Consider the following 26,634-nt stretch of genomic DNA (forward strand, 5'->3'; position numbering starts at 1 on the left):
CTCAGCAGTCCCCGGCCCCACCCTGCGGAGCATGGACCTCCAGCAACTTTCCGAGCACCTGCATGACTCCGTTTTCCTGATTGGACGGGGCCTCAAACGCGGCCATGGCACGGATTTCCGGCACGGCGTTCGCCACGGCATAGCTGAACCGGGCCTGCCGCATCATTTCCGCATCATTCATCTGGTCCCCAAAGACCATCGTTTCCTCCGGAGAAATGCCCAGTTTCCGCTGAATCAGCTCCAGGGCGGCGCCCTTATCGGCCCCCTTCCGGCTGATGTCCATCCATTTTTCTCCGGAGACGGCCACCTGGAAGCCATGCTCCAAATGCTTCAGGCGGGAATAACTGTTTTCCTTCGCTCCCTTGAAGTCATATACGGCTATTTTCAGCAGCTTGTCCCCCTGCACGTCCAGCAGGTCATCCACCTCCTTGCAGCGGGTGTAATACCGGCGGGCCTCCCGGACGAATTCCGGCTGTTTATCTTCAATATATGCGGAGTCCAGGCCCGCAAGGACAATGCACGTCCCTTCAATGCGCCTGATCATGGCAATCAGCCCGGCCACCGTTTCACGGTCCATGTCCAGCACCAGCCATTCTCTGGAACCAGACGCCACATAGGCGCCGTTTTCGGCAATGAACAGCATCCGGTCCGCCACGGGGGCAAAGGTCCGGCGCAGTCCGTCATACTGGCGCCCGCTGGCCGCCGCAAAGCGGATGCCCCGGTGTTCAAGTTTTTTAAAGAGGGAGAAAAACGCAGGGTCCAGTTCTCCCTTTCCATTGAGCAGCGTTCCATCCATATCGGACGCAATAAGTTTGACGGAGACCATAACGTTGCCTGAATCATCATGCGCCGTTTCTTCCAAGGCAAGAGCGGCTTCAGACAGCACGGGCCAGGCGGCGGAAGAGACGTTTCAGCACACAGTAACGGAAATGCCGCCTTTTTTCCGGCTGTTTTTACGGAAAACTGGTGCTCCCTGCATTTTTTAACTTCAATGGCAACAACAGCAAATGAAAGAAATTTTAAGACAGACGTCACAACTGCAACGCCTAACGCATCATACCGGATTGTGAATCCGGAGGGAGATTTTTTCCTGCCTGACATGGAAAAGAAGCCCGTGGATAAAGTCATTTGCGAGGGTGGCGGAAAATATGGTGTCATGCCCCGGACGTCATATTGGACATGGGTCTTATGATGTGGTTCATTTAATTCCAATTATTTGAATTATGTCCGGATTCACAATCCGCCGTTTAAATTTCCATATAATTCGCTCCGGGCATTCCTTGCGCGTACCATTTTTTCATTGCCCGAAGTTACGGATTCCTGCATCATGGCTTTTTGCAGTTCCCCTGCTTATGATACACACGACCTTAAGAAAGAAAACCCTCTGGTTTCTTGGAGCTTTGAGCGTTTTTGCGGCTCTTGTCGCAGGCTCCACCATTTTCTGGTTCCTCAGGAATGACCCTTCCCCCGCGGAATGGAAATTCAACCCTATCTGGACAAAAGCGGAAAGGGAGCAAATTCTTACCGCAGCGGATTTCACGGCGCACCGCAGCCCGGAGCGTTTCATTTTCCGCGGGCTTTCCCCCAATTCCCGCCATATTGACTGGCACATGTTTTCCGAGGTTTCCATGCGCCAGTACATGCAGGACGAAATCAGGGAAAGGCTCCAGATGATCCGGAATACGGCGGAGAGCGCGGACGGCCGCTGCAGCACCTCGTCCCACGAAACCCTGCTGCACCTGGCTGCGGGGCTCGGAGAGGTGCAATTGCTGGGCCGCCTTCTGCAGCGCAACGCGGACCCGAACCTCCAGATCATCCTGCCGCACCAGGCCCTTCCCTCCATCCCGGGGTCCGAACAGGGGGATACACCCCTGACTTATGCCTGCCAGCCCGGAATGGACGATACCAGGCCCCTGCCGGTGCACAACAGGCTTTCCTGCCTTAACCTGCTGATCCAGAACGGCGCGGATGTGGATAAACCGGGCCCGATGGGCTGGCCTCCCCTCGTCATGACCTGCGTAGCCGGCATCGGAGGGGCGCCCTATGAGGAAACGGCTCTGTTTCTTCTGAAATGCGGGGCGGATATTTCCCTCCAGCCGGAATTGAGGGGTAAAAAAACCAGTCTGCTGACCTGGGCCGCCGCTGCCGGATACCCTCTTCTGGTCCGCAAGCTTTGCGAAGCCGGGTATGATCCCAATTTCCGCGGAGAGATGACCCCCCCCCTTCTTTCCCTGAACCTGAACACCCCGAAAACCGCGCTGCAAATCGCGCATACCCTGCTGGAGTACGGGGCGGACGTCAACGCGGCCATGCCCATGAACACGGCTCCGCCGGATTCCGGAGGAGACACGGCCCTGCTGAACCTGTGCCGCCAATTGGCTTTCATTGATATATCCCATCTCCCCCAAATCAGGGAACTGGTCAATCTTTTCATCAGCGAGGGGGCGGACGTCAACCATCAAAACGCAGCCGGGGAAACGGCCCTCATGCTGTGCTGCCGTGACATGCTGCTGGGGGACGATTCCCTTGACCGCCTGAAACTGGGCATTGCACGCCTGCTGCTGGACCACCAGGCAGACCCTTCCCTGCGTGACAAGTACGGGCGCACGGTCCTCCAGCAGATAGGCAACCGGTCAAACGACCATCTGCACATGGTCCTGAAGAACCTGCCGGAGTTAAACGCTTCACCGCTTCCGAAAAAGAGAGGCCGCTGAGGTCCTGACGCCCCCCTGCGGCAGGACGCCTTTTATTTCACCCGGGCGTTCACCGTATCCAGCAGGACGCCGGCATCCGGTTTGGAACCGGTGCTGATGAAATGGATGTAACTGGCTCCGTTGGGAGATTGATTGGCCATTTTCAGCGTTCCGGCCTTCTTCCCGTCCAGGGAGACCACAGCCTGCGGCCCCTGCCACAGAATGGAAATTTCATGCCACGCGCCGGGCGCAAAAGGAACTTTTTTCATGCCCAGCAGCAGATGGGGCGCGGGCTTCAGCTTGATGGGGAAGGTGAACAGGGCGTAATCCTTCGTGGTGGTATCACAGGCATTGAACAGGCGGTCCGTCAGGGAAACCTGAAGGCCGGAATCGTCCGCCTGGTCCCCGTCCGCCACACGGAAGCGGAACTTGACCAGCCCCGTGGTCCCGTTCGGGAAGTTCCAGGTGGCGCCCCCGTTCTGGTAATCCACATTGGATTTCTCATTAACCAGTTCTGGATCATTCAGGCGTTTGATTTGCAGCACTTTTTTTCCACCTCCGGAGGGATCGGGCACCAGTTCAGCGGAGGGTTTGCGGTTATAGCTGCAATGGCCTTTTTTCTGGGGGATATAGGTATGGATGGTCCACTGGCCGTCCAGGTCCCTGCCCGTCTGCGTGGAACGCGTTTTGGCAGCCACCCAGCGGCGGTCCACGATGACCAGGCGGCGGTGGTTTTTGTGCTGCCCCAGGGAAATCAGGATGCGGTTCTTGTCAAGCTGCACCATTTCACTCTGGTGCTTGCCGCGGTCCTCCGGACCGTCCAGGGTGGCATAGCCGGAATGGTTGCGGTGTTCGTCCAGAATGATTTCCCGGAATCCGTACCAGGTCTTGCCCTCGTCATTGGAAAGGGCAATGTGGTGGGAATCACGGTTGGTGAACACGTCCTCCCACGTGCCGTTGCCTGCCGTAGCGTTTTCAGGCAGGGCCATCGTGTTCGTCCACAGGGAGACGATGGTTCCGTCATCCAGGCGCCCCAGCGTATTCATGGTCAGGGTTCCGAAGAAACGGGACGGCTCCGGCTTGCTCCATGTTTCACCGAAATCCTTGGAGAAAGCCTGCCACGCCTGGTCCTGGGAGGTGCGGGCCAGCGCCCACAGGGTGCCGTCCTTCATTTCCAGCACTGTGGCTTCCACGGCATTGTTGAACCACCTGATGCCCTGGTGGGGCGGCCTGGCTTCATGCTTGGGAGAGGTAACGCCATTTTTGGACACGCGCCAGGTCAGGCCTCCGTCGTCGGAAATATGGAACTTGGTGCCGCCGCCCATGTTATGGAACGGCACGATCACCCTCCTGCCCTTGTTGACAAAGGTGGGCGTGCGCATGATGCCGCCCAGTTTTTTCAGATTTTTCTGCTTCTCCGGATTTTTCCAGTCTTCCTCCAGCTTGCCGTCGTTCGTGACCGCAAACCACTTGCCGTCCAGGCCTCCCTTGGAGAGGAAGATGAACCCTCCGATGGGCTGCACGCGGATGAATTCCCTGGTCACGGGGTTGCGCGCAATCGCCGGGGATTCCTTGGGAATGCCTCCGTAGTTGGGCGGGTAGCCGCTCGGAGCCGCCTTCATTTCCCAGGTCTTTCCGTTGTCCTTGCTGACCAGGTAGTCCGGTTCCTTGCGGGTGCCGGAGTAATGGCGGATTTCACGGGAGTTCACGCGGATGAGGCCGCGTCCGGCATCGGACGGCGGCGTAGCGACAATTTCAGGCTCCGGAGCGGGAGCGGCGTTCTGCTGGGCATAACAGCAGCAGACGGAACCGGCAAACAACGCAAACAACAGGCTTTTCATAAATCAAATACTAAAGGCGGTACATTTTCCTCAAACAGGACTTCCCCTTCAAGCACAATTCCCTCCTTCCTCAAAAAGACCACCGTCAGGAATGCTTGCCGGCGGGTTTTCCGCCGCGGTACCTCGCATCCATTTTTTTCAGCAGTGCGGCCAGTTCCTTTTCCAGCACCTCGTACCCCCTGGCGTTGGGGTGCACCACATCTTTCATGAACTCATTTTTTGGAGAAGCGCCGTCCGCGGAAAGGAGCGCCTTCCCCGGATCGGCAAAAAAGATGTTTTTTCCATTCTGAAGCTTCGCCAGCAGTTTGTTCGTCTCCTTCACCGGGCCGGCCAGGTTTTTCTCTTTCCTGGGCAGAACGCCCAGCAGCAGGATTTTGGAGGAGGGGCATTTCTGGCGCACCAAGCGCAGGAACGCCTTGATATTATCCGCACATGCCTGCGGCGTATCCTTCCGGTGGCCCAGGTTGTTGGTTCCCAGCAGCACGATGATGACCCGCGGGGAGATGCCATCCAGCTCCCCGTTCTGCACGCGGTAATAGGCATTGTCCACATAATCAAAACCAAAGCCCATGTTGGTCACCGCATGGGATCCGAACAGTTGCTCCCAAGACGCCTCTCCCGCCTTCCTGCTGTCCCCGGAGGGCTCCCCGCCCCAATGATGGGTGATGCTGTCCCCTATCATCACGTATTCCGGCTTGACGGACTGGTTCCGCTTCCTGACCGCTTCATGACGGGCATTCCAGTCATACGGATCCCGCTGGTGGGGTTCCGGTTTCAGGGTGGCGGGCAGCGCGGCCGCAGGAGCGGAAAATGCGGGGAGCGCCAGGCAGGCGGCGCCCAGCAGCGCAGTGAACGTATACAGCAGGGAATTCATGACGGAAAAACGGAATTGAAAAGCAGTTTAAAGAAATACTTCCGCGCATCAAGACCACATGCTGAAGCGGCCTTTCCCGGAAGAAAAAGACCACTGCCCCGACAGCCGGCCATGCCGCGCCGGAACATCAGGGCGCGCATCCTCCCATTCCTGTCTTACCGAACTACGGAACCTCCCTTGTATCTGCCGTCTATTTTCTCCAGAATCGAACTCAATTCCTTCCCCAGCACGTCATATCCCGCAGCACTGGGATGCAAGCCATCCACCAGCAGGCCGCTCTTTGGCGACACGCCATCTTCTGCCAGGAACGCCGTGCCCGGATTGGCAAAAAACACCCTCTTTCCATCAGCAAGAACGGATATCATTTTATTGGTTTCCACAATCAGGGGCGCCACCGCCTTTTCCTTTCTGGGCAGAATGCCCAGGAGCAGGATTTTAGAGGCCGGGCACTTCCGGCCCACCAGGCTCACAAAAGCCTTGAGGTTGTCCGCGCATGCCTGGGGGGTATCCTTCCTGCCGCCAAGATTATTGGTTCCCAAAAGCACGATGATCACGCGCGGAGAGATTCCGTCCAGTTCCCCAAGCTGCACACGGTAGTAGGCATTGTCCACGTAATCTGAGCCAAACCCCATATTGGTCACCGTATGAGGGGAGAAAAGATTTTTCCATGCCTCCTTTCCCGTCCCCAGGGCCCTGTTGTCTCCGGAAGGCTCCCCTCCCCAGCGGTGGGTAATGCTGTCGCCAAAGACGGCATATTCCGGATTAACGCTCCGGTTCCTCTCCATCACGGCCTTATGACGGCCATTCCAGTCATAAACGGCGCGCTCGTTCACCTGAGGCTTTAGCGTAGACGGCAGCTCATTGGCGCACGCGCCGGAGAAAAAGGCTGCGCAAGAAACTCTCGCCAGCAACAAACAGAGGAATGAATGGGATTTCATCAAAATGATAGTTAAAATATTGTTGGCGGCAATTTGGAGAGTAAAGAAAAAACTATCCCCCATAACCGTAAATTTCCCTCATTTTTTATTCCGGAACAGCCAGATGCCTGAAACAGACCAGCGCAACCGCTCCCGTTCCCCCGCCTGGAAGAATTGGCCTTGTTGACTGCTAACATTCCCGGTATAATCAGGCGGTGCGGAGTTTCGCCGCTTCCGGGCTTTCAGCGGGCGCGGAGCGTCTTTCTCCGGTCTTCTTCACTACATCCTATTTATGATCAGCATAGTAAAAGACTTGAAGGAGTCCCCCGCTCTTCCGCAGGAATGGCAGGGATTCAAGCCGGGAGCATGGACGGAGTCCATTGACGTACGGGATTTCATCCAGAACAACTACACGCCCTATTCCGGCAATGAAGAGTTTCTTTCCGGCCCTTCCCAACGCACGCTCCGGCTCTGGGAGGAACTGAAAGTCCTGCTGAAACGGGAAATAGACAACGGCGGCGTGCTGGATGCGGACCAGGAAGTGGTCTCCTCCATCGTCTCCCACAAGCCCGGCTACATTGACAAGGAGCTGGAAGTGGTGGTGGGCCTCCAGACGGACGCTCCCCTGAAACGCGCCCTGATGCCCTTCGGCGGCCTGCGCATGGCCCAGCAGGCCCTGGAATCCTACGGGTTCAAGATGTGCGAAAAAACGGCGGATATTTTCAACAAGATACGCAAGACGCATAACGAGGGCGTTTTTGACGCCTACACCTCCGACATCCGCGCCGCCCGCTCCGCCGGCATCATCACCGGACTTCCGGACGCCTACGGCCGCGGCCGCATCATCGGGGACTACCGCCGCGTGGCCCTGTACGGCACGGACAAGCTGATTGCCGAACGCCGCAAGGATCTCAAAAACCGTGAAAATCCCCCCCTTACGGATGAGCTGATCCGCCTGCGCGAGGAAATGAGCGAACAAATCCGCGCCCTGGAGGAACTCGCCCGGATGGGCGCCTCCTACGGCTGCGACCTCAGCCGCCCCGCCGGGAACGCCCGCGAAGCCGTGCAATGGACCTACCTGGGCTACCTGGCCGCCGTGAAGGAACAGAATGGCGCGGCCATGTCCCTGGGCCGCGTCTCCACCTTCTTTGACATTTACTTTACCCGCGACCTGGAACAGGGCCTCATCACGGAAGAGGGAGTGCAGGAAATCATTGACCAGTTCGTGATGAAGCTGCGTATCGTCCGCTTCATCCGCACGCCGGACTACAACAACCTGTTCTCCGGGGATCCCACCTGGGTGACGGAATCCATCGGCGGCATGGGGGAAGACGGGCGCACCCTCGTCACCCGCAGCTCCTTCCGCATGCTCCAGACGCTGTACAACCTGGGTCCGGCTCCGGAGCCGAACCTGACGGTGCTGTGGTCCGGGAACCTGCCGGAAGCCTTCAAGAATTTCTGCGCCAGGGTTTCCATTGAAACGTCCTCCGTCCAGTACGAGAACGACGACCTGATGCGCCCGCACTGGGGCGACGACTACGGCATCGCCTGCTGCGTGTCCGCCATGCGCATCGGCAAGCAGATGCAATTCTTCGGCGCGCGCGCCAACCTCGCCAAGTGCCTGCTGTACGCCCTGAACGGCGGCGTGGACGAACTCAAGGGGAAACAGGTGGCCCCGCCCTCCCCGCGCTATACGGAGGAAGTGCTCAAGTACGACGAAGTGATGGCCCTGTACGACAAGATGCAGGACTGGCTTGCCAAAACCTACGTTGACGCGCTGAACATCATCCACTACATGCACGACAAGTACTGCTATGAACGCATTGAAATGGCGCTGCATGATCCGGAAATCCTGCGCACCATGGCCACGGGCATCGCCGGGCTCTCCGTGGCCGCGGACTCCCTGTCCGCCATCAAGTACGCCACCGTGAAGGCCGTCCGCAATGAAGAGGGCCTGATTGTGGATTTCAAGACGGAAGGGGAATTCCCGTGCTACGGGAACAACGACCCGCGCGTGGACGAAATCGCATGCAGCCTGGTCAGCAACTTCATGGAAAAGCTGCGCAAGCTCCACACCTACCGCAACTCCCTGCCCACCCAGTCCATCCTGACCATCACCTCCAACGTGGTGTACGGCAAGAAGACGGGCAACACGCCGGACGGCCGCCGCGCCGGGGAACCGTTCGCGCCCGGCGCCAACCCCATGCACGGAAGGGACAGGAACGGAGCCGTGGCCTCCATGCTCTCCGTAGCCAAACTGTCCTATGGCGACTCCCTGGACGGCATCTCCTACACCTTCTCCATCGTGCCGCAGGCCCTGGGCAAGGAAGAAGGGGAACGCCGCACGAAGCTCGTCTCCCTGCTGGACGCCTACTTTGCCGCCACCGGGCACCACATCAACGTGAACGTGCTGGAGCGGGAAACCCTCCTTGACGCGATGGACCACCCGGAAAAATACCCTCAGCTCACCATCCGCGTTTCCGGCTATGCCGTGAACTTCATCAAGCTGACCCGGGAACAGCAGCAGGAGGTCATCAACCGCACCTTCCATACCCGTTAACCCAGCCAGGAAGCGGATGCCGCAGGCTTTCTCCCAGAATCCGGCCCCGGACGGTGAAACTGCCGTCACCGGACTGGTCCATTCCGTGGAATCCTGCGGCACCGTGGACGGTCCAGGCATCCGCTTTGTCCTCTTCCTGTCCGGGTGCAGCCTGCGCTGCCGCTACTGCCACAATCCGGACACCTCCTACGTGCGGAGGGGACGCCGCAGAAGCGCGGCCGACGTCCTTGAAGAAATAGCCCGCTACCGGGATTTCCTGCTGGCGGCGGGCGGAGGCGTCACCCTTTCCGGGGGAGATCCCCTTTTCCAGCCGGATTTTGCGAGAACCGTACTGAAAGGATGCAAGAAACTGGGGCTGCACACCTGCCTGGACACCTCCGGCCATCTGGGCGCGAACGCGGATGAAGAACTGCTGGCGAATACGGACCTCGTCCTGCTGGACATCAAGGCGTGGAACCCAGAACGGTACCGGGCCCTGGCAGGCGGGGAATTGCGCCCCACCCTGGAATTCGCGGAACGCCTGGCCGCCCTCCGCAAACCCGTCTGGCTGCGCTACGTCCTGGTTCCGGGCCTCACGGACAACATGGAAGACATCACAGAACTCTCCCGCCATGCGGCGCGCCTGGGCAACGTGGAGCGCGTGGACGTGCTCCCTTTCCACCAGATGGGGCGCTTCAAGTGGGATGAACTGAAGCTGGACTACACCTTGAAGGACGTTCCGGAACCTTCCGAGGAACTGACGGAACAGGTCCGCGACATCTTCCGCCAGGAAGAAAATTTAAAAAGTTCCGTGCATTGAAGGCAGGAAAAATTCTTTTCAACCATGAGGCGTTTATAAAACATCCATTCCTCCTTTTACCATTCCAAGTAAAATCTCTACCTTATATTCAGCTTTTAAAGCACGTTCACGCCATATTCTGACATCCAAAGCCAGACCCTCCTCCCGTGCTTGTAACAGCAACGCAAGAATACATTCCCGTATGCAGGGAGGAATTTTTTCTCCCTGTTCCAAACGAACTATATCGGTCACGTCATATCCAGACAATTCAGCAAGATGAGCCAGCGTTAAACCGGCATCATTTCTCAACTTTTTAAAATTAATGCCTTTAGACATGACTTCCTGTTTAACACAGGCGTTTCTTCATCATAAGAAAAAGGACTAAGCTCTTTTCTTGGTAGAGAAACCCGTTAAATTTCAGAGGTTGTTATTTCCCTCAGAGCATCCAATACCTCCTGCACGGCAATATGGCGGTTGCAGGGAACATCACGGTCGCACTCCTTCAGGAAGCAGGGGGAACAGCACTGGTGGCTGTACAGGGAGCGGTTGAAGGGGCCCATGGGCCGGCAAACGTCCGGGAGGCGGGTGGAAAACAGGGTCACCACCGGAAGACCGCGGAAGGAGCAGAGGGACGGAATGTCACCATCCACAGCCACGGCCGCCACGGCGGCATCCATCACGGGGAACAAGGCTTCCGGAGTTCCCACCGCCAGCTCCACATTCAGGCGTTCCGCCAGAGCGGACGCGCGTTCCCGGTCTTCTTCCAGAGCGGCCAGTACAGCCCTCCCCGGCAGAAGGGAAACCAGCTCCGCCCATTGTTCCTCACTCCATTCACTGGCGCTGCCCAAGCTGGAGAACGGAGCCAGCAGGATGGGGGCGTTTTCCGCCGCAGCCGCCTTTTTCACCGGGAACAGGGACGGATTCCAGGCATCCAGCCCGTGCAGCCCCCCCAGTTGCAGATAAAGCTGAACCCGGTGCATGGGGGGAGCGGCGCGCAGCACGGGAGCCTTCACCCGGAATTTGTATTTCCGTGCGCCGGGATGCGTGTCCAGCCCGGAGAACATCATGGGCCCGTACGGTTCCAGCGCCTTGAGCGTTTCCATGTCCTGGTCCAGCATGACGCCCAGGTCCAGCGGACCGTCATTGTAAAATTCATCCGCGGCCAGCGCCTCCCGGAGCTGTTTCAGGGAATCGTGCGGCAGAACATGGGTGACTTCCGGCACCGCCTTCCATACCCCCGCCTGCGCGGACGGGCAGATGACGTTCACCTGCATGTCGCGCCGGACGGCTTTCAGCGCACGGACCAGGGGAACGGTCACCAGGGCTTCATCCAGCGCCCTGGGAACAGCCACCAGAATGCGGTACGGCTGCAGCTCCATGTTTTCCAGAAGGCCGTCCGTTTTTTTATCCTGCGGAGCAAAGCGGTCGATGGACTTCCAGCGGTGGTGCATCCAGAACACATCCAGAACGGACTTGCGGATCAACGTTTCCAGACTCCGATTCACTTCAATGGTGTCCCCCGCCAGGGAACCGTCCGAGTTGGAAAAATCCACCACGTTCCCCATGTCCGCTATCCAGTGTCCGGGAGAATCCGTGCGTACTGCGATGGCTACCATATCCGCTCCCGTCCTCTTCCGCAGCAAAGCGGGCAACGGCGTCGTGCCGGTCACCTTGCCGAAGAAGGGGACATACACCCCCTCCCAGACGAACTGGTCGCTCAGCACACCCAGGGCGCCCCCCTCCTTGACCATCTTCATGGGAGCCTTGATGCCGCCTTCCTTGGAAAACATCCGCGTGCCCCGCTCCGTGCGCCGCTTGTATACGTATTCCTCCATCAGCGGGTTGTCAAACTGGCGGTACATGGACCCGTAACGTTCCACTTCTGGAAAGAACACGCGTATCCTCGCCAGCGCCTCCCAGTTGCCGGAATGGGCTATGGCGCATACCTGCCCGCGCCTTTCCGCCGCAGGAGCGGCAAATTCTTCATGCCCCGCGATGGTGACGCATTTTTTCAACTGCTCATCCGTCAGGGTGGCCGTCTTCGCGGAGCACAGGAAATTGGCTATCGTCCTTTTGAAATTTTCCCTGCTCAATTTTTGCAGTTCCCTGCCGCGCAGGGCCGGATCCAGCACAATGCGCAGGTTTCTTTCCACAATTTTCCGGCGTTGCGGCAGCAAGTACCACGCCACGCCGCCCGCCACGCGCCCCAGGCGGTAAAGCGTTTTCATGCCCACGAGCTTCAGCAGCCCTTCCATGATCAGGAATCCTTTCATTCCCAGCTGATGGGCAAATGCAGGGCGAGAAGGAGAGGATGAAGGGGAGCTCGTCATAAGAAAACCGGAGAACATTTTATACGAATCCCTTCCGGTCCACAAACCCTTTATTCTCCCGCATGCGGCTTCCTTCCCGCGTTCCGGCGGCCTGCCGTCCCGGGAAGCCCCGTTCCATGCTTCCTTCCCACGGCGGAAAAGAACCGCTGCCGGAACGGAAACTGCACCGCCCTCCCGTCCCGTTCCGGATTTCACCATGAACTGTTACTCCTCCAAATGCAGGAAAAAGCTTCCGGAAGGCTGCAACTTCCGCAAGCTGCAGCCCGGGGCCATACAGGGACCCGGACCGCAGCAGGTCATGGAAAAGATGTATCCCGTCCGGACAGCGGATACCGTTTACATGACATCCGCACGTCCGAAGGAAGGGCCGGGAAAAACAGAAACTCACCAGTACATGGCGGCCCAGAGCCGCCATCGGAAAAAGAAGAGCCGTCTTTCTGCAACAGTTCCGTGAAACAATAAAAAAGCGGACATTCCCACCGGAAATGTCCACCCTGCTGCCGGCCGTTTAAAATGTATTTTTTCCGCCTCTCTCACTTCCGGCGGCGCACCAGCAGCGCCATCAGTCCCAGAACGCTCAAGGAGGCGGCCGCTGGTTCGGGAACCATGTTCCACGCCTCCTTGATTTCCTGTCCCGTCAATGCGGTACCATAAGCCTTGAAATCCGCGATGCTGAAGTAATGTTCATCCGTCGTTCCTCTGCCGACGGTCACGGTTCCGTTCTGGCCGCCGTTGAGCCCCGCGGACAACTGGGGGGTATCCACGATGTTTTCCCCGTTCAGGAAAATCTGGAAATCCGTTTTCCGGGTGGTGGTATCCGTACTGAGGGACATGGAGAGGTTGAACCATCCTCCGTCAATGACGTCCTGCCCAATGGTGAAGGTCTGGCCCGCTTCTCCCGTTCTCCTGGAAGTAAACGTGCCGTCCCCGTTGTAAACAAGCTGGAGGCCGCGGAGAGAACCCGTCTCTCCAAAGCTGTAAATAGTGGCGGCAGACCCCAGGGAGGACAAATCCAGCCACATGCCCACCGTCTGCGTAGAAATGTTGCGGTCCCCGCCCGTCACCGTCGCCCAGTCCGTATAGGAAGCCGCTGAATTGACCGGGGAGGAAATGCTCCATCCTTCCAGATTGATGCCGCTTCCCGTCATGAATTGTTCCGAGGGAGTGCCGGAAGAAAATTCCCAGGCAGCGGCAGTTGCGGCGCAGGCGGAACCAATGCCGGCAGCCAGCATGATGGTTAAGAATGTCTTTTTCATTATCTTAAACAGAGTTGATCGTCAGTTGGTTGAAGGGAATATCCAGAACCTTCCCTTCCATGCAAAACCAATACCGGATTTGTAATCCGGTATTGATTCTACAGTCGGGAAAAGCTGTTCTTCGCGAAACTCCGGCATCGTGGGTACGAACCTTAATTGATATTACCCAGCTCCTTTCCCCAGCCAGGCGGTATGCGGCAACGGTTATTGAACGGAAGCTTCCGCTGCGCTACAGAACGGGTTTCAACCACGAAAGGCGAGAGCCTTCCGCTCCCAGGCGACGGAGCCGCAAAATCACCGGGCACCGGCAAGCGAAATTTGCCCAAACCTTTTTTCTTTCAATTTTGTAGGCTTGACTTCGGATTACAAATCCGTCCATGCGTACTATCTTCTCTTCCGCAAGCCGCAGAAGCAGTTCGTCCGGAACTGCAATTTTACTTTTGGTAAAGAAATGACTTTACAATTCTTAACTAAACGGTATATTTCGTCTCCCGAACCGAACACCAAACCGGAGTTACACACCATGAAAGTTCTTTCTTCCTTAGCCTCTATGAAGCGCCGCCACGCAGACTGCCAAATCGTGAAGCGCAAGGGCACGCTGTATGTGATTTGCAAGAGCAATCCCAAGTTTAAAGCCCGCCAGGGCGCCACGGCAGGTACGCGTCTTTCCAAGAAGGGCGTCAAGTAAACCCTGGCCCAGCACAGATTTCAAGAAGACCGCCGCCCGCCGGGTGCCGGTCTTTTTTTGCTGACAAAGCCCCTTCCCGCACATCCATGCAGCTTCCCACCGTCCAAACCAGATTTCTGGACCTGCCCGGCTCCTTTTCCCTGCGGAACGGCGCCGTGCTGGACAAGGTGCGCGTGGCCTACGAGCAGTACGGCGCCCTGACGCCGGAGAAGGACAACGTAATCCTGCTGTTCCACGCTCTTTCCGGCAGCCAGCACGCCTACGGTTACAATCCGGAAGTTCCGGGCACCGGGTCCCTCTGGAAGCCGGAAAACCACGAGGGCTGGTGGAACAGCATCATCGGCCCCGGCAAGCCGCTGGATACGGACCGCTTCTGCATCATCTGCGCCAATTACCTGGGGGGCTGCTACGGCACCACCGGACCGGCCAGCCCATCCCCTGCGGACGGCCTGCCCTACGGCTCCCGTTTCCCGCATGTGGAGGCGGCGGACCAGGCGCGCCTCCAGGCTCTTCTGCTGGACAGCCTGGGAATAGAACGCATCCATCTGGCAGGACCGTCCGTAGGCGGCCTGATCGCCCTCAGCTTCGCGTGCCAGTTCCCGGAACGGGTCCGGAGCTTCATTTCCATCGGCTCCGGCTACCGGGCTTCCATTGAACACCGTTTGTCCCTGTTTGAACAAATCCTGGCCATCGAGCTTGATCCGGATTTCCGCGGGGGCGACTATTACCAGGGACCGGCCCCCAAAAAGGGGCTGGCGTTCGCGCGCATCATCGGCCACAAGTCGTTCGTATACCAGGAAGGCCTGGAACAGCGCGCCAGAAAGGAAGTGGGGGGCAAGTCCGGACTGCTCACATGGATGACGCCCACCCGCAGCACACAGAGCTACATGCTGCACCAGGGGACCAAGTTTGCGGAACGTTTTGACGCGAACGCCTACATCCGCATTGCGGACATGTGGGCGGAGTTCGACATCCGCGACCACGCTCCGGACGGAACGTTTAAAACCGCTCTGGAAGGCTTCCGCCGCGCAGGAATTCCCGCGCTCGTCTTTTCCATTGATACGGATTGCTGCTTCCGCCCGGCGGAACAGCAGGATTTTGTGGCGCAGCTGGAATCCGCGCGCATTCCCGTGGAGTTCCATACCATCGTTTCCACCAAGGGGCACGATTCCTTCCTGCTGGAGCCGGAGCTTTACGCGGAACCCATCCGGCGCATTCTGGCGGAAGGGCACCCGGAACACACTCCGTAAGCTTTTCCGTTCAAGCCGGGGAAACCTCCCTCCCCATCCGTTCTCCTGATAACCGCATCCCCGGAAACAAGGGCCCCCGCCCTTGTAAAGCGATTCCCACAAACAAGGAGGCGCCACGGGTCCGGGCAAGCCCGGAAGACGGATTGACAGCAAAGCCCTCCGGCTTTAGTCTCCCTGTCAAGGCACCGGACGCTTCCGGCGAATCATGAAAACTGCGAATTCCCCACGGAGCATTTCATGGCAGCCGCACAGGGGCCGGCCACCAGGGAAAGGAAGGATATGAGCTATTATTTTATCGTAACGGTTTCTTTAAGCTCCGATGCAGACACTCCATACGATTCCTACATCCGGGAAGTGAAGCCCATTGTTGAAAAACACGGCGGCGAATACCTGGTCAGGACCAATGAGGTCGTTCCGCTGAGCTCCGGGTGGAAGCCGGACCGCGTGATCGTCATCCGTTTTCCCTCCAGGGAAAGCCTGGAACGCTGCTTTTCTTCGGAAGAATACCGGCAGATCAAGTCACTGCGTGAAGATTCCGTTGACAGCCACGCCATCATCGTGAAAGGAACGGATGGTGATGAAGCTCGGTGAAGGGCTGCATCAGATCAGGATTGATTTCCTGGCAAGCACAGGAGAACGGGGATAAGGGGGGGCTTTGCCGCGCATGCCGGAATGGACCGACACCCTTGCAAACCGGATTTCCGCGACGGCCCAACTAAAAAAATAACCAAATTCAGGTGAACCCGATCCAGGGTTCCGCTGTCACACTCCTATGACTGATACTCATTACACCTCCGAGACGGAGAACGTCGGGCAATTCCGCTGTGAAACCACCTACATTCCCTCCAACATCACTTTTGCCACGGACCTGCCCGCCTCTTTTGAAGGCCGCGCGGAGTTCCCCTCCCCCGGCGTGATGCTCGGTTCCACGCTCGCCTCCTGCATGATGAGCCTGGTTTCCGTGGTCGCGGCCAGAAAGGGCGTGGACCTGAAAGGCATGCGCGTTCTGGCGCGCGCAGTGGAATCCTCCAAGGGGATTGAAAAGATTGAGCTGAAGGCCGTAATGCCCCTGGAAAGCAGCCATCCCCTCCGTTCCATGCTGGAAAAAACGGCCATGAGCTGCCCGGTCCGCCAGGCGCTGAGGCCGGACATGGAAACGCCCGTTGAATGGGAATGGAAGTAAGCCGCCCATGAGAGGGCGGAAATCACTCTTCACGTTATCCTATAAAGAAATCCCGCCCATTCACGAAGAAGGCCGCTGCGGATTATTCCGCAGCGGCCTTCTGATTAACTGACGTTTTCTTCCTTTAGAAGTTGTAGCGGTAGCCGATGCTTCCGTTGATGGAGCTGGAACCGCTGCGGATGTCCGCATTGCCGTCCACGAAGATGACGCCCTGGGTGCCTACGGGGACGCTCAGCCCCACACCGGCCTGGAAGGCCGTGCTTCCCACCTTGGCGCCGTACACCGGACGCGTGTAGGAGGGGTCCGCCAGGAAGCCCACATTGGCCTGCCCGCGGCGGTCGCCCATGTCCTGGGAGACGTTCACCCGGATTTCACCCAGCGCTTCACGCCCGAAGACGTTGGAGCCCATGAGGCCGGAGAGCCTGGCGCCCACGGCGACTGCGGCCGTGGTCAGTTCCTGGTCCTCCACCCTCAGCCCGACATTTCCGGCGGAGCCGCTTTCACTGTAGCCGTCCATGCGCGTCGTCACGATGGAGGCGTTGAACAGGGGCTGGAGAATCACGCTCTTGTCTTCATTAAGGGCGATGTCGTACGCCAGCTCGTACATGGCGCCGAAGCCGGACCCGGTGGTACTGCCGTGGGCCTGGTAGGAACCCGTGCCGTAATCCACCGTGCGCGTGAGTTTGGCATCATTCCAGCCGCCCGTCAGGATAAGCAGGTGGGACCATTTGCGGGACTGGTACCGGGCGAACAAGTTGACGTAGTAGCTGTCCAGGTCACCGTCCGCGGTATCCGCCGCATTCGCCGTGAGGCTTCCGTAGTTGGCCGTGAAGGCCGCGCCAGCGGTGAAGTTGTCGTTGATGTCCACGTCCATTCCTACCGTTCCGCCCCAGGTGGTGAGCTCATAGCCGCTTTCATCCCCCTTGGTGTCCAGCTTGGCATAAGACCCGGTGCCCTGCATCCACATGTGGAAGTACGGCATGTCCTCATGGACGTACGCGGGGTTCACGCCCATCTGCGCCACGCGGTTGCGGATCCAGCCCATCTGGTCGCGCAGGGAGTCGCGCTGGGCGATGCCCAGGCTGGTGACCGTGCTGCCCGCGGCGGCGGCCAGCTTGCGGGCCGCGCCGGAGTAGTCGCCCGCGTTCTGGGAGAGCAGAACGGAGGTGTAGAAGTCGCGCAGGGTGGTGCCTTCCTCCATATGGTAGCGGGAGTTCCACAGCAGGTCCGCCCCGGTGGCCGCGTTCCGCGTCAGGGAGGAGTCACGGAAGATGTTTTCCGTGCGCGCCGTGCCGGTGAGGATGATGGCCGTCATGCTGTCATTCGTGGTCAGAGACAGGTTTTCATACAGGGAGCTGAGGATCATGTCCTGGAGGGTGACGTTGTCGCCCAGGGATACCAGCGCGCCGTCCGTCGTCTTGAACAGTTCCATGTTCAGCGTTTCCGTGCTCCCCGTCACCAGGGTGTCCAGGTTGCTCATGACGAGCGTGACTTCCCCCGTTCCGTCGCCCAGCGTAATGTTTCCGCTGGAGGTGACGAAGGGGTTCCCCAGGCCATCCACCGTGGTGGAGGACGTGGTGATGGTAACCGTGCTGTTCCCCGTCACGCTCAAGCCGTCCGTGCCAAGAGTCAACTGGGTCTTGGGAGCGTCCGCACTGCCGATGTTGAGCGTGCCGCCGTTCACCGTGATGCCCTTGTAGGCCGCCTGCGCCGGATTGCCGCCTTCCGCCGGCGCTCCGGCCAGGGTCAGCGCGCCGCCGTCGGTCACGTTCAGGTTGTAGCCGGCGTTGCCCGCGCCCTTGATGGTTTGCACGCTGCCGTTTCCGGATTTGAAGTTGAGCGTTCCGGAAGCCCCGTCCAGCGTACCGGTGAAGGTATGGGAGGCGGAGGAGTCCACCGTCATTTCCGCGCCGCTCAGCTTCAGGGCGCCTCCGCCCGTCAGGCCGGAGACCGTGTTCACGGACCCGGCGGCGGTGGACAGCGCGGAGCCTTCACGGATATCCAGCAGAACGCCGTCCAGGGAGGAGCCGTTGCCCAGCGTCAGGGAGGAGTCCGTTCCTTCCCCGCCCAGGATCAGCGTACCGTCCCCGGAGACGGTGACGTCCGTCACATGGCTGCCGGCCTGCTGGCCAGTGACCACGAGCTGGGCGCCTTTACCCAGGTCCAGGGTTCCGCCGCCCGTACCGGAGGCCAGGTTTTCCACCGTCGTCACACGGGAGGCGCCGTCATTCCGGCCATCCAGCGTGATGTCTCCGCCGGCGAGTTCCAGCGTAGTGAGGCTGTTGCCCGTGCCGTTCAGGACGATGTTCCCTTCCGTGGAGCTCAGCTTGGAGTCATTCCCGGTGAAGCTGCCTTCCACGGTGAGGGTTTCCGCGCCTTTCTTGATGAAGTCCACATGGTCCCCGCTGATGGTGCCGCCGTAGCTGTTGCCGCCGGCGTCCACGTTCTGGATCAGGTCCACCACGGCATGGTTGGCTGCCGCATCCGCCGCCGTATTCGTCACCACCAGGGCGCCGTTGCTGCCGATCAGGTTGCTGACTTTCAGGCCGTCTCCGTTCCGGGAGGCGTCCGGGGCACCGTCCAGGCTTATATTAAGCGTGGTTCCGTTGATGCCCACGGCCTTGTAGGGGTCCAGAGCGGCGTAGTCGCTGATGTTGGGATTGTCGGAATTGGGGGTGGTGTCCACCAGGTAGACCAGGTCCGTATTGCCGCTGACCATCAGCGTTCCGTCCGCACCCAGGACTTCCGTCACCGCATAGCCCAGGGAGGCCAGCAGCGGGGAGAAGCCGATCTGCTTGTAGTTGTCCACCGTCAGCGTTCCCGTCGTCAGCACCAGACCCACGCCGTCAGCGGAATTCCGGTTGGCGGAGAGCAGGTCCAGGACGCCCTGGTTGCTGAGGTTGATGGTGGTGGTGGCGGCGGAGAGCGCCAGGCTGTCCGCATCAATGACGCCCTGCCCGGTTGTTCCGCCCGCGGTAAGGCTGCCGCTGTCCAGTTTGAGCGTCACCGTTTTGCCCGTCATGTCCAGAGGGCCGGAGATTCCGGTAAGCCGGGAGAAGTCCTCCATGACGATGGAGCTGACGAGATTGCCGGACAAACCGCCCAGATTGATGGTGTTCAGGGCGCCCTGCGCTCCGGCGGAGGCTGCCACTTCCACGTTTCCGGTGGTTTTGGCGCCCGCGTTTGCCAGGCTGCCCTTCGTGATCAGGATGACATTCGCCGCGTTCTGGGAGGCCAGGTCCAGCGTTCCGTTATTCACGGTTACCTTGCCCGTTCCCAGGGAGGTGGCATCCGTCAGGGTGACGGTTCCGGTGCCGGAGAGCGTGGTCCCGCCGGTAAAAGCGGTGTTCCCGCCCGCCAGCGTGATGTCCCCCGTGGTGTCAATGACCAGGGAACCGGCTCCGGAGAGGGCTCCGGCCCAGGCGCTTCCGTCACCCAGCCGCGCCGTAGCGCCGCCTGCAATGGAGAGGGTGCCCAGGAAGGTGTTTACCCCGGTGAGTTCCAGCGTTCCGGCGTTTACGGATACCGTGCCGCCGGCCGTACCGCTGATGACGCCGCCATAGGAGAAGTCACGGGCAAAGGCCAGCGTGGAGTTGTTCTGGATGTCAATGCTGTCACCCAGCTTGGTCACATTGGCGGAGTTCACCGTAACCGTGCCGCGGTGCACCTTGAGCTGTCCGTCCAGGTTGACGCCGCCCGTCAGGGTGATGTTGCCCGCACCCTGGGTGGAAAACGCCGTGCCGCTCAGATCGCCGCTGAGGGTGAAGTCCTTGGTGGCGAAGACCTGGTTGCCCGTAAAGACAATGTCATTGGCAAAGGTGCCTCCGGCCGTGCCGTTCCATTCCGTACGGACATTGGAGTCCGCCAGGTTCACGGTGCCGTCCGTTCCCATGGTCACGTTGTTTAATTGGAAGTACCCGGCTGTCACGGACAGGGTTCCCTGGAATTCCGTGCTCATGTTCAGGACGTTGGCTCCGTAGTTGGTTCCCAGGCCCACGGAAATGGTACCGGTGCCGGAGGCGTTCAGGTTCAGCGCCGTGTTGTCATTGGCGCCGCTGACCGTCAGCACGGAGCCGGCGGCCAGCTCCACGGTTTTTCCGTTGGCCAGGGCCTTGGCGGCGGTAGCCGTCACATTTTCACCCAGGATCAGGGAGCCGTCCGTCCACGTCATGTTGTCTGCGGTGAACGCCGTGGCAAAGGCGCCGGACGCCAGATTGAGGCTTCCGCCCTGAAGGTTGATCATGCCCATGCCCGGCTGGACGTCAGCCGTAGCCAGCGTGAGCGTGCCGCCCGTAATGGTAACAGCCCCGGAACCGAGGGAGTTGGCCACCTGGGCCACCAGCTCGCCCTGCTGGAGGGAGATGGCTCCCGCCCAGCCCGTATTGTCCAGGTTCAGGGTAAGCTTGCCTTCGCCGCGCTTGGTCAGCGTGCCCTGCGCAATTTTTCCGGTGCCGTCTGAGGCGAATACATAGTCGCTGCCCGCGGCGTTGTTCACCGTGATGGAGGCCGGATTCACCGCTCCGGACAGGGTGACGGTTCCCGCTCCGGAGCTGTTGAAGACCAGGTTCTGGCCGGCGGCCGTATCCGCCGAGCCGTCAATGCCCCATTGGGCGCCCGTGTTCGTGTCGCTCCAGGTCATGCCTTCCGTTCCCTGCCAGATCCACACGTCCCCGGCGGAGGTCACCACCAGCTTGAGGGAGGTGCCCGTCTGGACCAGTTCGTAAATCAGCGTTTCGTCTCCGGTGTATCCGGCCCAGTTGAAGATGGCGCTTCCGGCGTCAAGTCCGCTTGCCGCGGAGATGAGAGTGTATTCCCCGGCTTCCGTAATCCCTTCAAGGCCGTTCAGGGTGAGGGTGAAGGTCCCGGCGCCAAAGGCTCCGCCCACCCCCATGGAGGAGCTGATGTCCATCGTCAGGGTGGAGCTGTTCGCCAGGTTCAGCGCGCCGGCGGTAGTCATGCGGGTGTTGGCGGCCATCGTGATATTCCCCAGCGCGGTGGCTCCGGTGGAAGTGAGGGCCAGCGTTCCTCCGCGGATGTCCGTCAGCCCGGTATAACTGACCGTGCCCCCCAGCGTCAGCGTTTCATCGCTGACCTTGGTCAGGGACAGGACTCCGGTGGTGTCATAGGAGATGGTGGTGGCTCCGTAGGCAATGGCAACGCCCTGGTCCGTAATGGTGCCGTTGTACGTGCCGGAACCCACCGTAAGCGTACGCGCTCCCCCCACGGCCCCCACCTGGGAGTTGGCCGTGCCGTCCAGGGAGGCGATTTCAATATCCCCCAGAACGCGCATGAAGGCGAATCCCGTGGTGTCCGTGCCGGACGTGAGGGTGACGCCGCCCTGCGCCATGGAGGTGCGCATGTCAAGCCCCGTGCTGTACCCGTTGGCGGCGTTCATGGTGATCATGCCGGTAAATCCGGACGCGTCCCCGCCGATGATGAGCTTGCCGTTGGAGTTGTACCTGCCGTCGCCCGCTCCGCGGCTGTAGGTCAGGGAGCCTGCGCCTGTAAGCGTTCCGGTGAAGCCCATTTCCTTGGCCCAGTTGTCCCGGCCCACCAGGGTGGCCGCCCCGTTGACGGTAACGGTTCCCGTAAAGTTATGCTGGTAATTGGTGGCGTTTGCCTGGGAGGCGTCCACCCATTTCAGGGAGACCGCGTCAGATGCGGCCGTGCCCAGAATCAGATCGGAACCGATGGTGTGGTGGGCGCTGTTGCCTGCAATGATCAGGGACGTGCCGTTCTGAAGGGTGACGGAGGAACCGGCGCTGCCCCAATTGATGGCAGTGGAGCCGCCCCCTATCTGGACGTTGCCTTCCTGCACGATCAGGTGGCCGGAGTTGGCCCCCGTCAATTTCAGCAGCCCCGTACCGGTTTTCCGGACGGACCCGGCTCCCGTGATGTTATTGCCGAAGGTAAGGTCTGAAGGCGTTACCAGATTGATGAATGAGTTGGTATCCGCGGCAAGGGAGAACGCCGGGTTGGTCACGGTTCCCAGATTCACCGTGACCGTCGCGCCGTTGGCCGCTCCCAGGAAGGAACCCGCGCCCCAGGTGATGCCCGTGGCCGGCAGGTCCGTATCATACCCGAATGCCAGAACGCCCTGGTTCACGGCTACGGTGGTTCCCGTACCGAGGATGGAAGCGGAGCCCAGCACCAGGGTTCCCGTACCTTCCTTGGTAACGGCGGTATTGGCAATTACTCCGGTTCCCGCCAGCTCATAGCGGGTGGTGGTGTTGCGGACCAGCATGGAACCTGGGGAAACCTCGGAATCAAGCTGCACCGCGGAGGTGGCGACTCCGGCCTGGTCTGCAAAGGAGACTGCCAGGCCGTCTGCATACGTGGCGGGAGTGCCGCCGTCCGTCCAGATGTTTTCCGCGCTCCAGACCCCGTTTTCACCGCCCGCCCACAGCAGGAGGGTTTCCGCCGTATAAACCAGGTCCCTGCCATTGTTGGAAAGGGTGATGGTTCCCGCCACGCCGTCCGCAAAGACGGCCTTGATGGAAGAAATGTTGGTCAGCCCGGTGGTGGAGAGCACGGACATGCCGTCCGTCAAGGCGCCAAACCCGGTAAGGTCCAGTTTCAATTCCCCTTCCGCGGAAAGGGCGAACGTGCCATTCACATTGATTCCCGTTCCGGCGCCTCCCGCCAGGGCCAGCGTGCTGGAGCCGTCCACGTTCAGGTTCCCCGTAAAGAAGGAGTTCTGGAACATGGTCACAATGTCGAAGCCGGTAATGACCGTATTGGAGAAGGAGATGGCCTGGTCCACCGTATTGCCGTAACCGCCCAGAAGCAGGGAGGAGGTGCCCCCCACGGTGCCTTCCGACACATTCAGCGTGCTGCCCGTGCGGAACGCGGCTTTTTTAACGGTGAGGGTGGCGTTCCCGTTCACGGCGGACCTTGCGCCGCCGCCGCCCGCATAAAGGGCTCCCGTGTAAGCGCCGCCGTCCAGCGTCAGGCTGGAATTGCCCTTGACCGTGGAGGTTCCGGCAGTGCCGTAGCCGCCGCCGTAAATGGCCCCGGTAAAGATGGCGTCACTGGCGGCGGTGATGCTGACGTTGGAGTCCCCGTTGATCGTATACGTTCCGGAGCTGCCCGAGTAGGAACCGCCCACGATGCTCTTGACGAAGGTGCCGGAGGCAGTCCCCAGGTCAATTGTCACATTGGTGCTTCCGGTGATGGCGGCGCTGGAAGTGGAGTTGGCCTCATAGGCGCTGCCGCCGATGATGAAGCCCCTGGCTACGGAATTGAGCGAGATGGTTTCATCCGTTACGCTCTGCATGCTGCGCACCACGACAAAGGTGCTGCCGTCAATGTTGTTGGTGGAGTTGTGGGCCGCGGTGCCGCCGCCTATCACGCTCCCCTTGACCACGGCATTTCCGTCCACGGACACGTAAACGTTCCCCGTGATGCCGGCCCCCTGGCCATCCTTGTAGTTGCCGCCTACCACCCAGTTGACGGAGGTATCCCCCTGAATCTGGGTATGGACGTCACCCGTGATGTTCCACTTGCCGGTGCCGCTCCAGTTGTTGGCGTAACTGCCGCCGATGATCATGCCGTAATTGCCCCCCAGCACATCCGTCCAGATGCCGGTAGTGATCTCCGTGGCCGTTGCATTGGTTGCAGTGTTGTAATAGCCGCCTGCCAGGGTCACTCCCGTCAGGTCACCCGTTCCGGTCACGACGTTCACGGAGCCGAAGCCCTCCTGCATGGACGCGGCGCGGATGTTGTACAGGGCCAGCGCCTGCTGGTCAGCCAGCGTTCCGGCGCCGGAGGAGGGAGCGCTTTCCAGCCCCCAGGCGGAATCCCATGCGGTATCATACGCGCCGGATCCCGTGAAGGTAATAACCGTTTTTCCGTCAACGGTGGTGATGGTGTACAGGGACTCGTCAATATCCGCCAGCGTGAACCCCGTCCCCAGGTCAACGCCCAGGTTGTAGGAGGTATTCACCAGGGCTTCGGAACCGAACAGGTCCTGGAATTCCTGGAAACCGGAAAAATCAATCAGGCCGGAAGTCAGCGTCACGTTCTGAAGCACGCTGCCCACATTGTCCATGGAGGTGTAGTACAGGCGTCCGCCGTCCACTGTTACATTGCCCGTAATGGTTCCGGAACCGTTGGCGAGGATGCCCATCGTTTCCCCCACCGTGAAGGCGTCCTGGAAATTCATGGTGCCCGCGGAGGCGGAGATGGTTCCATTCCCCGTCAGTCCCGTCACATTCATGGTTCCATTGCCTGCATCCAGCCTGCCGCCTGCAAGCGCGGCGGTGATGGCGCCGGTCTTGGAGAGTACGGCGCCGGAATTGACGGTGTAGGTGCCTGTAAGCGCTACGTTCTCGGACAGGTGCACCCAGCCTGACTGGGCTACAAAGTTGCCTGCCCCGGTGATGGAGTTGTCAATGACGTCCGCCGCTTCTCCCGCCGTACCGTAATAAGTGAGGTACTGGCTGCCGGAGGAAGTAGTTACGGCGGCGGTGCCAAGGGAACCGGAAGCGTTGATGCCCAGGGAAGTGGAGTTGCGGGTGATGGCGATGGTCCCGCCAATCTGGTTTTCCGTGCCGGTCAGGGTGTAATAAGTGTACTCGCTATCGGCCCCACTGATGGAAAAGCCGGAGGCGGCCGTAAGCACGCCCGTGAATTTGATGTTCTTGCCGTACTGGGTGGTGAGGTTCACTCCGGTGCCGAACGTGGCTGCCCCGGAGAAGGTAAAGCCGTCCCCATTGATGGAAGTGGCGTCATAGTTATAATATCCGGAAACGGCGGGGCCGTCCTGCACGGTCAGCGTGGTGCCGTCCCCCATGACCAGCTTCTGGGACCAGTTGACATTGCCGGAAAACAGGGAAAGCGTTCCGCTGCTGATTTTAAGAGTGGCATCCGCGGAGGCGGCGGGGGTCAGCGCCGCGCTCTTGTCGGAATTGCCCAGGGTGAACGTGCCGCCCCCCGTGTAATCAACTGTCACGGTGCCGCCGAAGCTGCCGCCGTAGGAAGAAGAGTCCCCCGTGATGGTCAGTGTGGTTCCCTCCCCGGTAATCAGGGCCGCGGTGTTGTTGTGCACCAGTTTGCTGATGGAGGTATTCACGCCCGCTTTCAGGACGGAGGCCCCGGTCGCATAACCATAGCCGCCCAGCTTGATGGTGGCGTTCTGGGCCGCCAGCGCGTGGTTGAGGTTCAGGATGTTGTTCTGCGTTCCCCCTGTCGTGTTGGAATAGAGGGAAATAATGCCGTTGAAGGTGCCCGCCCCGTTCAGGGTGAGGGTGGAGAGGGCCGTTCCTCCGTTGGCGACGCGATTCACTGTCAGCACGGCTTCCGGGGCGTCTCCGTTCAGGTTCGTGATCGTAGCGTTGCCCGCCCCGGCAAAATTCAAGGTGGTGGAAGCCGTAACGGTGCCCACGTCATAAGTGGAGCTGCCTCCCGCCGCTACGTTAACCTGTGTCCCGTTAAAAGCGACATCCGCAGCATAAGCCTGTGATACTGTTATTAAAAGACCAGAAACTCCTGCAAAGGTGGCAGTTCCAAGCGTTACCCCGGAGAAGGAGGTTATCAGGGCGGCCAGCAGATTCAAGGGAAGGTGCAATTTCATGTAACGTTTGACAATTAATGGGTTATTCAATCATAAAAGAACCTTTCCCACAACACGGCAAGGGAAATATGATTGTGAATATAAATAAGGAATTCGCAATCCGCCGTCTCTTTATTTACATATCATTCAAAATTTCATCATTGAATAATATTTAACAATCAAGGCATTATCTGTTTGAAAGATAATCCCTTCATAGAAAACCGGGAAAATCTGGTTAACGGGGATAATTCCTTTCTGTTAGAAAACCGTTGCAGGTGATTCTTTTCCTTTGACAGCGGATTGCGAATTCGCATTTGCTCTTTTCATGACAGGACAAAATAAAAATATGCCTCACAACAAGTTATGAAAATCGCACTTTGGAGATTGAGGAAGAATGACTAAATATGCCTCTGGTCCATTTTCCCAAAATTTTCCACTCTCGCAGCATGGTGAAGCGTTTGCACAGGACTCCGGGGAACCTCTCCGCATGGCCGGGCAATGGAACCGGCATTCGTTTGAAACACAGGAAGAGTGAACGGATCCGGAAGAGAAACGAACTTGCAAGGCCGGGACCCCTTGTTCCCGGGAAAACGGCCATCAGATAGCTTGGAGGACTCCATGGCTTGAACGCGTTTTCCCGCCTTTATCAATCAATCTCCTCCAAGCACAACAGAGGAATTCCATCTGTTTATTCCTTCCGGGGTCCTATGA

General features: G+C 59.4%; 16 protein-coding genes. 8 read left to right on the forward strand and 8 right to left on the reverse strand.

Features of this window, described 5'->3' with window-relative positions:
• Position 1: 1 nt before the first annotated feature.
• Positions 2–826 carry a Cof-type HAD-IIB family hydrolase gene (locus tag P8A25_RS09135; protein ID WP_215442202.1) on the reverse strand — a complete coding sequence of 275 codons (825 nt, stop codon included), beginning with the start codon at positions 824–826 and terminating at the stop codon, positions 2–4.
• 18 nt (positions 827–844) lie between these two features.
• Here P8A25_RS09135 and P8A25_RS09140 point away from each other — a divergent pair, with 18 nt between their 5' ends.
• Both P8A25_RS09140 and P8A25_RS09145 read left to right on the forward strand, forming a co-directional pair.
• A complete protein-coding gene (locus P8A25_RS09140; RefSeq protein ID WP_215451264.1) occupies positions 845–1,192 on the forward strand; it encodes a hypothetical protein in 348 nt (115 codons plus the stop codon).
• Positions 1,193–1,352: 160 nt separating this feature from the next.
• The gene (locus P8A25_RS09145; RefSeq protein ID WP_022397229.1) at positions 1,353–2,714 is read left to right on the forward strand and encodes an ankyrin repeat domain-containing protein; all 1,362 of its coding nucleotides are present in this window, start codon (positions 1,353–1,355) and stop codon (positions 2,712–2,714) included.
• Positions 2,715–2,746: 32 nt separating this feature from the next.
• Here the strand turns inward: P8A25_RS09145 and P8A25_RS09150 are convergent, their stop codons facing one another.
• The 3 genes from P8A25_RS09150 to P8A25_RS09160 all read right to left on the reverse strand — a co-directional run bounded on the left by P8A25_RS09150 (position 2,747) and on the right by P8A25_RS09160 (position 6,241).
• A complete protein-coding gene (locus tag P8A25_RS09150; RefSeq protein WP_215442201.1) occupies positions 2,747–4,534 on the reverse strand; it encodes a sialidase family protein in 1,788 nt (595 codons plus the stop codon).
• A gap of 85 nt (positions 4,535–4,619) precedes the next feature.
• Positions 4,620–5,408 carry a GDSL-type esterase/lipase family protein gene (locus P8A25_RS09155; protein ID WP_215442200.1) on the reverse strand — a complete coding sequence of 263 codons (789 nt, stop codon included), beginning with the start codon at positions 5,406–5,408 and terminating at the stop codon, positions 4,620–4,622.
• Positions 5,409–5,563: 155 nt separating this feature from the next.
• On the reverse strand, positions 5,564–6,241 hold the full coding sequence (locus P8A25_RS09160; protein ID WP_404838668.1) for a GDSL-type esterase/lipase family protein: 678 nt from the start codon (positions 6,239–6,241) through the stop codon (positions 5,564–5,566).
• Positions 6,242–6,617: 376 nt separating this feature from the next.
• Here P8A25_RS09160 and pflB point away from each other — a divergent pair, with 376 nt between their 5' ends.
• Positions 6,618–8,885: a formate C-acetyltransferase gene (gene pflB / locus P8A25_RS09165; protein ID WP_404838669.1), complete on the forward strand. Its 2,268-nt coding sequence runs from the start codon at positions 6,618–6,620 to the stop codon at positions 8,883–8,885.
• Between the two features lie 16 nt (positions 8,886–8,901).
• The gene (pflA, locus tag P8A25_RS09170; protein WP_102722745.1) at positions 8,902–9,684 is read left to right on the forward strand and encodes a pyruvate formate-lyase-activating protein; all 783 of its coding nucleotides are present in this window, start codon (positions 8,902–8,904) and stop codon (positions 9,682–9,684) included.
• A gap of 33 nt (positions 9,685–9,717) precedes the next feature.
• Here pflA and P8A25_RS09175 read toward each other — a convergent pair whose 3' ends face one another.
• The 3 genes from P8A25_RS09175 to P8A25_RS09185 form a co-directional block, all read right to left on the reverse strand.
• Positions 9,718–9,999, reverse strand: a complete 282-nt coding sequence (locus tag P8A25_RS09175) for a helix-turn-helix transcriptional regulator (protein ID WP_102722744.1) — start codon at positions 9,997–9,999, stop codon at positions 9,718–9,720.
• Between the two features lie 74 nt (positions 10,000–10,073).
• Positions 10,074–11,936: a glycosyltransferase family 9 protein gene (locus P8A25_RS09180; RefSeq protein ID WP_215442198.1), complete on the reverse strand. Its 1,863-nt coding sequence runs from the start codon at positions 11,934–11,936 to the stop codon at positions 10,074–10,076.
• A gap of 590 nt (positions 11,937–12,526) precedes the next feature.
• Complete coding sequence (locus P8A25_RS09185; RefSeq protein ID WP_215442197.1) at positions 12,527–13,249, reverse strand: LamG-like jellyroll fold domain-containing protein; 723 nt, start codon at positions 13,247–13,249, stop codon at positions 12,527–12,529.
• 523 nt (positions 13,250–13,772) lie between these two features.
• Here P8A25_RS09185 and ykgO point away from each other — a divergent pair.
• The 4 genes from ykgO (at position 13,773) to P8A25_RS09205 (ending at position 16,370) form a co-directional block, all read left to right on the forward strand.
• Positions 13,773–13,937 carry a type B 50S ribosomal protein L36 gene (ykgO, locus tag P8A25_RS09190; RefSeq protein WP_065529996.1) on the forward strand — a complete coding sequence of 55 codons (165 nt, stop codon included), beginning with the start codon at positions 13,773–13,775 and terminating at the stop codon, positions 13,935–13,937.
• Positions 13,938–14,023: 86 nt separating this feature from the next.
• Positions 14,024–15,187, forward strand: a complete 1,164-nt coding sequence (metX, locus tag P8A25_RS09195) for a homoserine O-acetyltransferase (RefSeq protein WP_102722740.1) — start codon at positions 14,024–14,026, stop codon at positions 15,185–15,187.
• Positions 15,188–15,466: 279 nt separating this feature from the next.
• Positions 15,467–15,778: a DUF1330 domain-containing protein gene (locus tag P8A25_RS09200; RefSeq protein WP_102731815.1), complete on the forward strand. Its 312-nt coding sequence runs from the start codon at positions 15,467–15,469 to the stop codon at positions 15,776–15,778.
• A gap of 181 nt (positions 15,779–15,959) precedes the next feature.
• Positions 15,960–16,370 carry an OsmC family protein gene (locus P8A25_RS09205; protein WP_022397240.1) on the forward strand — a complete coding sequence of 137 codons (411 nt, stop codon included), beginning with the start codon at positions 15,960–15,962 and terminating at the stop codon, positions 16,368–16,370.
• A 124-nt stretch (positions 16,371–16,494) separates the two neighbouring features.
• On the opposite strand, the gene P8A25_RS09210 is transcribed toward P8A25_RS09205, so the two are convergent.
• A complete protein-coding gene (locus P8A25_RS09210; RefSeq protein WP_404838670.1) occupies positions 16,495–25,944 on the reverse strand; it encodes a hypothetical protein in 9,450 nt (3,149 codons plus the stop codon).
• Between the last annotated feature and the right edge of the window lie 690 nt (positions 25,945–26,634).

This window comes from Akkermansia sp. BCRC 18949, from assembly GCF_045011645.1.
GTDB lineage: Bacteria > Verrucomicrobiota > Verrucomicrobiia > Verrucomicrobiales > Akkermansiaceae > Akkermansia > Akkermansia massiliensis.

Excerpts from the sequence above, each read along its gene's own strand:
- P8A25_RS09135 (WP_215442202.1), bottom strand. The coding sequence starts at position 826 with ATGGTCTCCGTCAAACTTATTGCGTCCGATATGGATGGAACGCTGCTC.
- P8A25_RS09140 (WP_215451264.1), top strand. The coding sequence starts at position 845 with ATGCGCCGTTTCTTCCAAGGCAAGAGCGGCTTCAGACAGCACGGGCCA.
- P8A25_RS09145 (WP_022397229.1), top strand. The coding sequence starts at position 1,353 with ATGATACACACGACCTTAAGAAAGAAAACCCTCTGGTTTCTTGGAGCT.
- P8A25_RS09150 (WP_215442201.1), bottom strand. The coding sequence starts at position 4,534 with ATGAAAAGCCTGTTGTTTGCGTTGTTTGCCGGTTCCGTCTGCTGCTGT.
- P8A25_RS09155 (WP_215442200.1), bottom strand. The coding sequence starts at position 5,408 with ATGAATTCCCTGCTGTATACGTTCACTGCGCTGCTGGGCGCCGCCTGC.
- pflB (WP_404838669.1), top strand. The coding sequence starts at position 6,618 with ATGATCAGCATAGTAAAAGACTTGAAGGAGTCCCCCGCTCTTCCGCAG.
- pflA (WP_102722745.1), top strand. The coding sequence starts at position 8,902 with ATGCCGCAGGCTTTCTCCCAGAATCCGGCCCCGGACGGTGAAACTGCC.
- P8A25_RS09175 (WP_102722744.1), bottom strand. The coding sequence starts at position 9,999 with ATGTCTAAAGGCATTAATTTTAAAAAGTTGAGAAATGATGCCGGTTTA.
- P8A25_RS09180 (WP_215442198.1), bottom strand. The coding sequence starts at position 11,936 with ATGAAAGGATTCCTGATCATGGAAGGGCTGCTGAAGCTCGTGGGCATG.
- P8A25_RS09185 (WP_215442197.1), bottom strand. The coding sequence starts at position 13,249 with ATGAAAAAGACATTCTTAACCATCATGCTGGCTGCCGGCATTGGTTCC.
- ykgO (WP_065529996.1), top strand. The coding sequence starts at position 13,773 with ATGAAAGTTCTTTCTTCCTTAGCCTCTATGAAGCGCCGCCACGCAGAC.
- metX (WP_102722740.1), top strand. The coding sequence starts at position 14,024 with ATGCAGCTTCCCACCGTCCAAACCAGATTTCTGGACCTGCCCGGCTCC.
- P8A25_RS09200 (WP_102731815.1), top strand. The coding sequence starts at position 15,467 with ATGAGCTATTATTTTATCGTAACGGTTTCTTTAAGCTCCGATGCAGAC.
- P8A25_RS09205 (WP_022397240.1), top strand. The coding sequence starts at position 15,960 with ATGACTGATACTCATTACACCTCCGAGACGGAGAACGTCGGGCAATTC.
- P8A25_RS09210 (WP_404838670.1), bottom strand. The coding sequence starts at position 25,944 with ATGAAATTGCACCTTCCCTTGAATCTGCTGGCCGCCCTGATAACCTCC.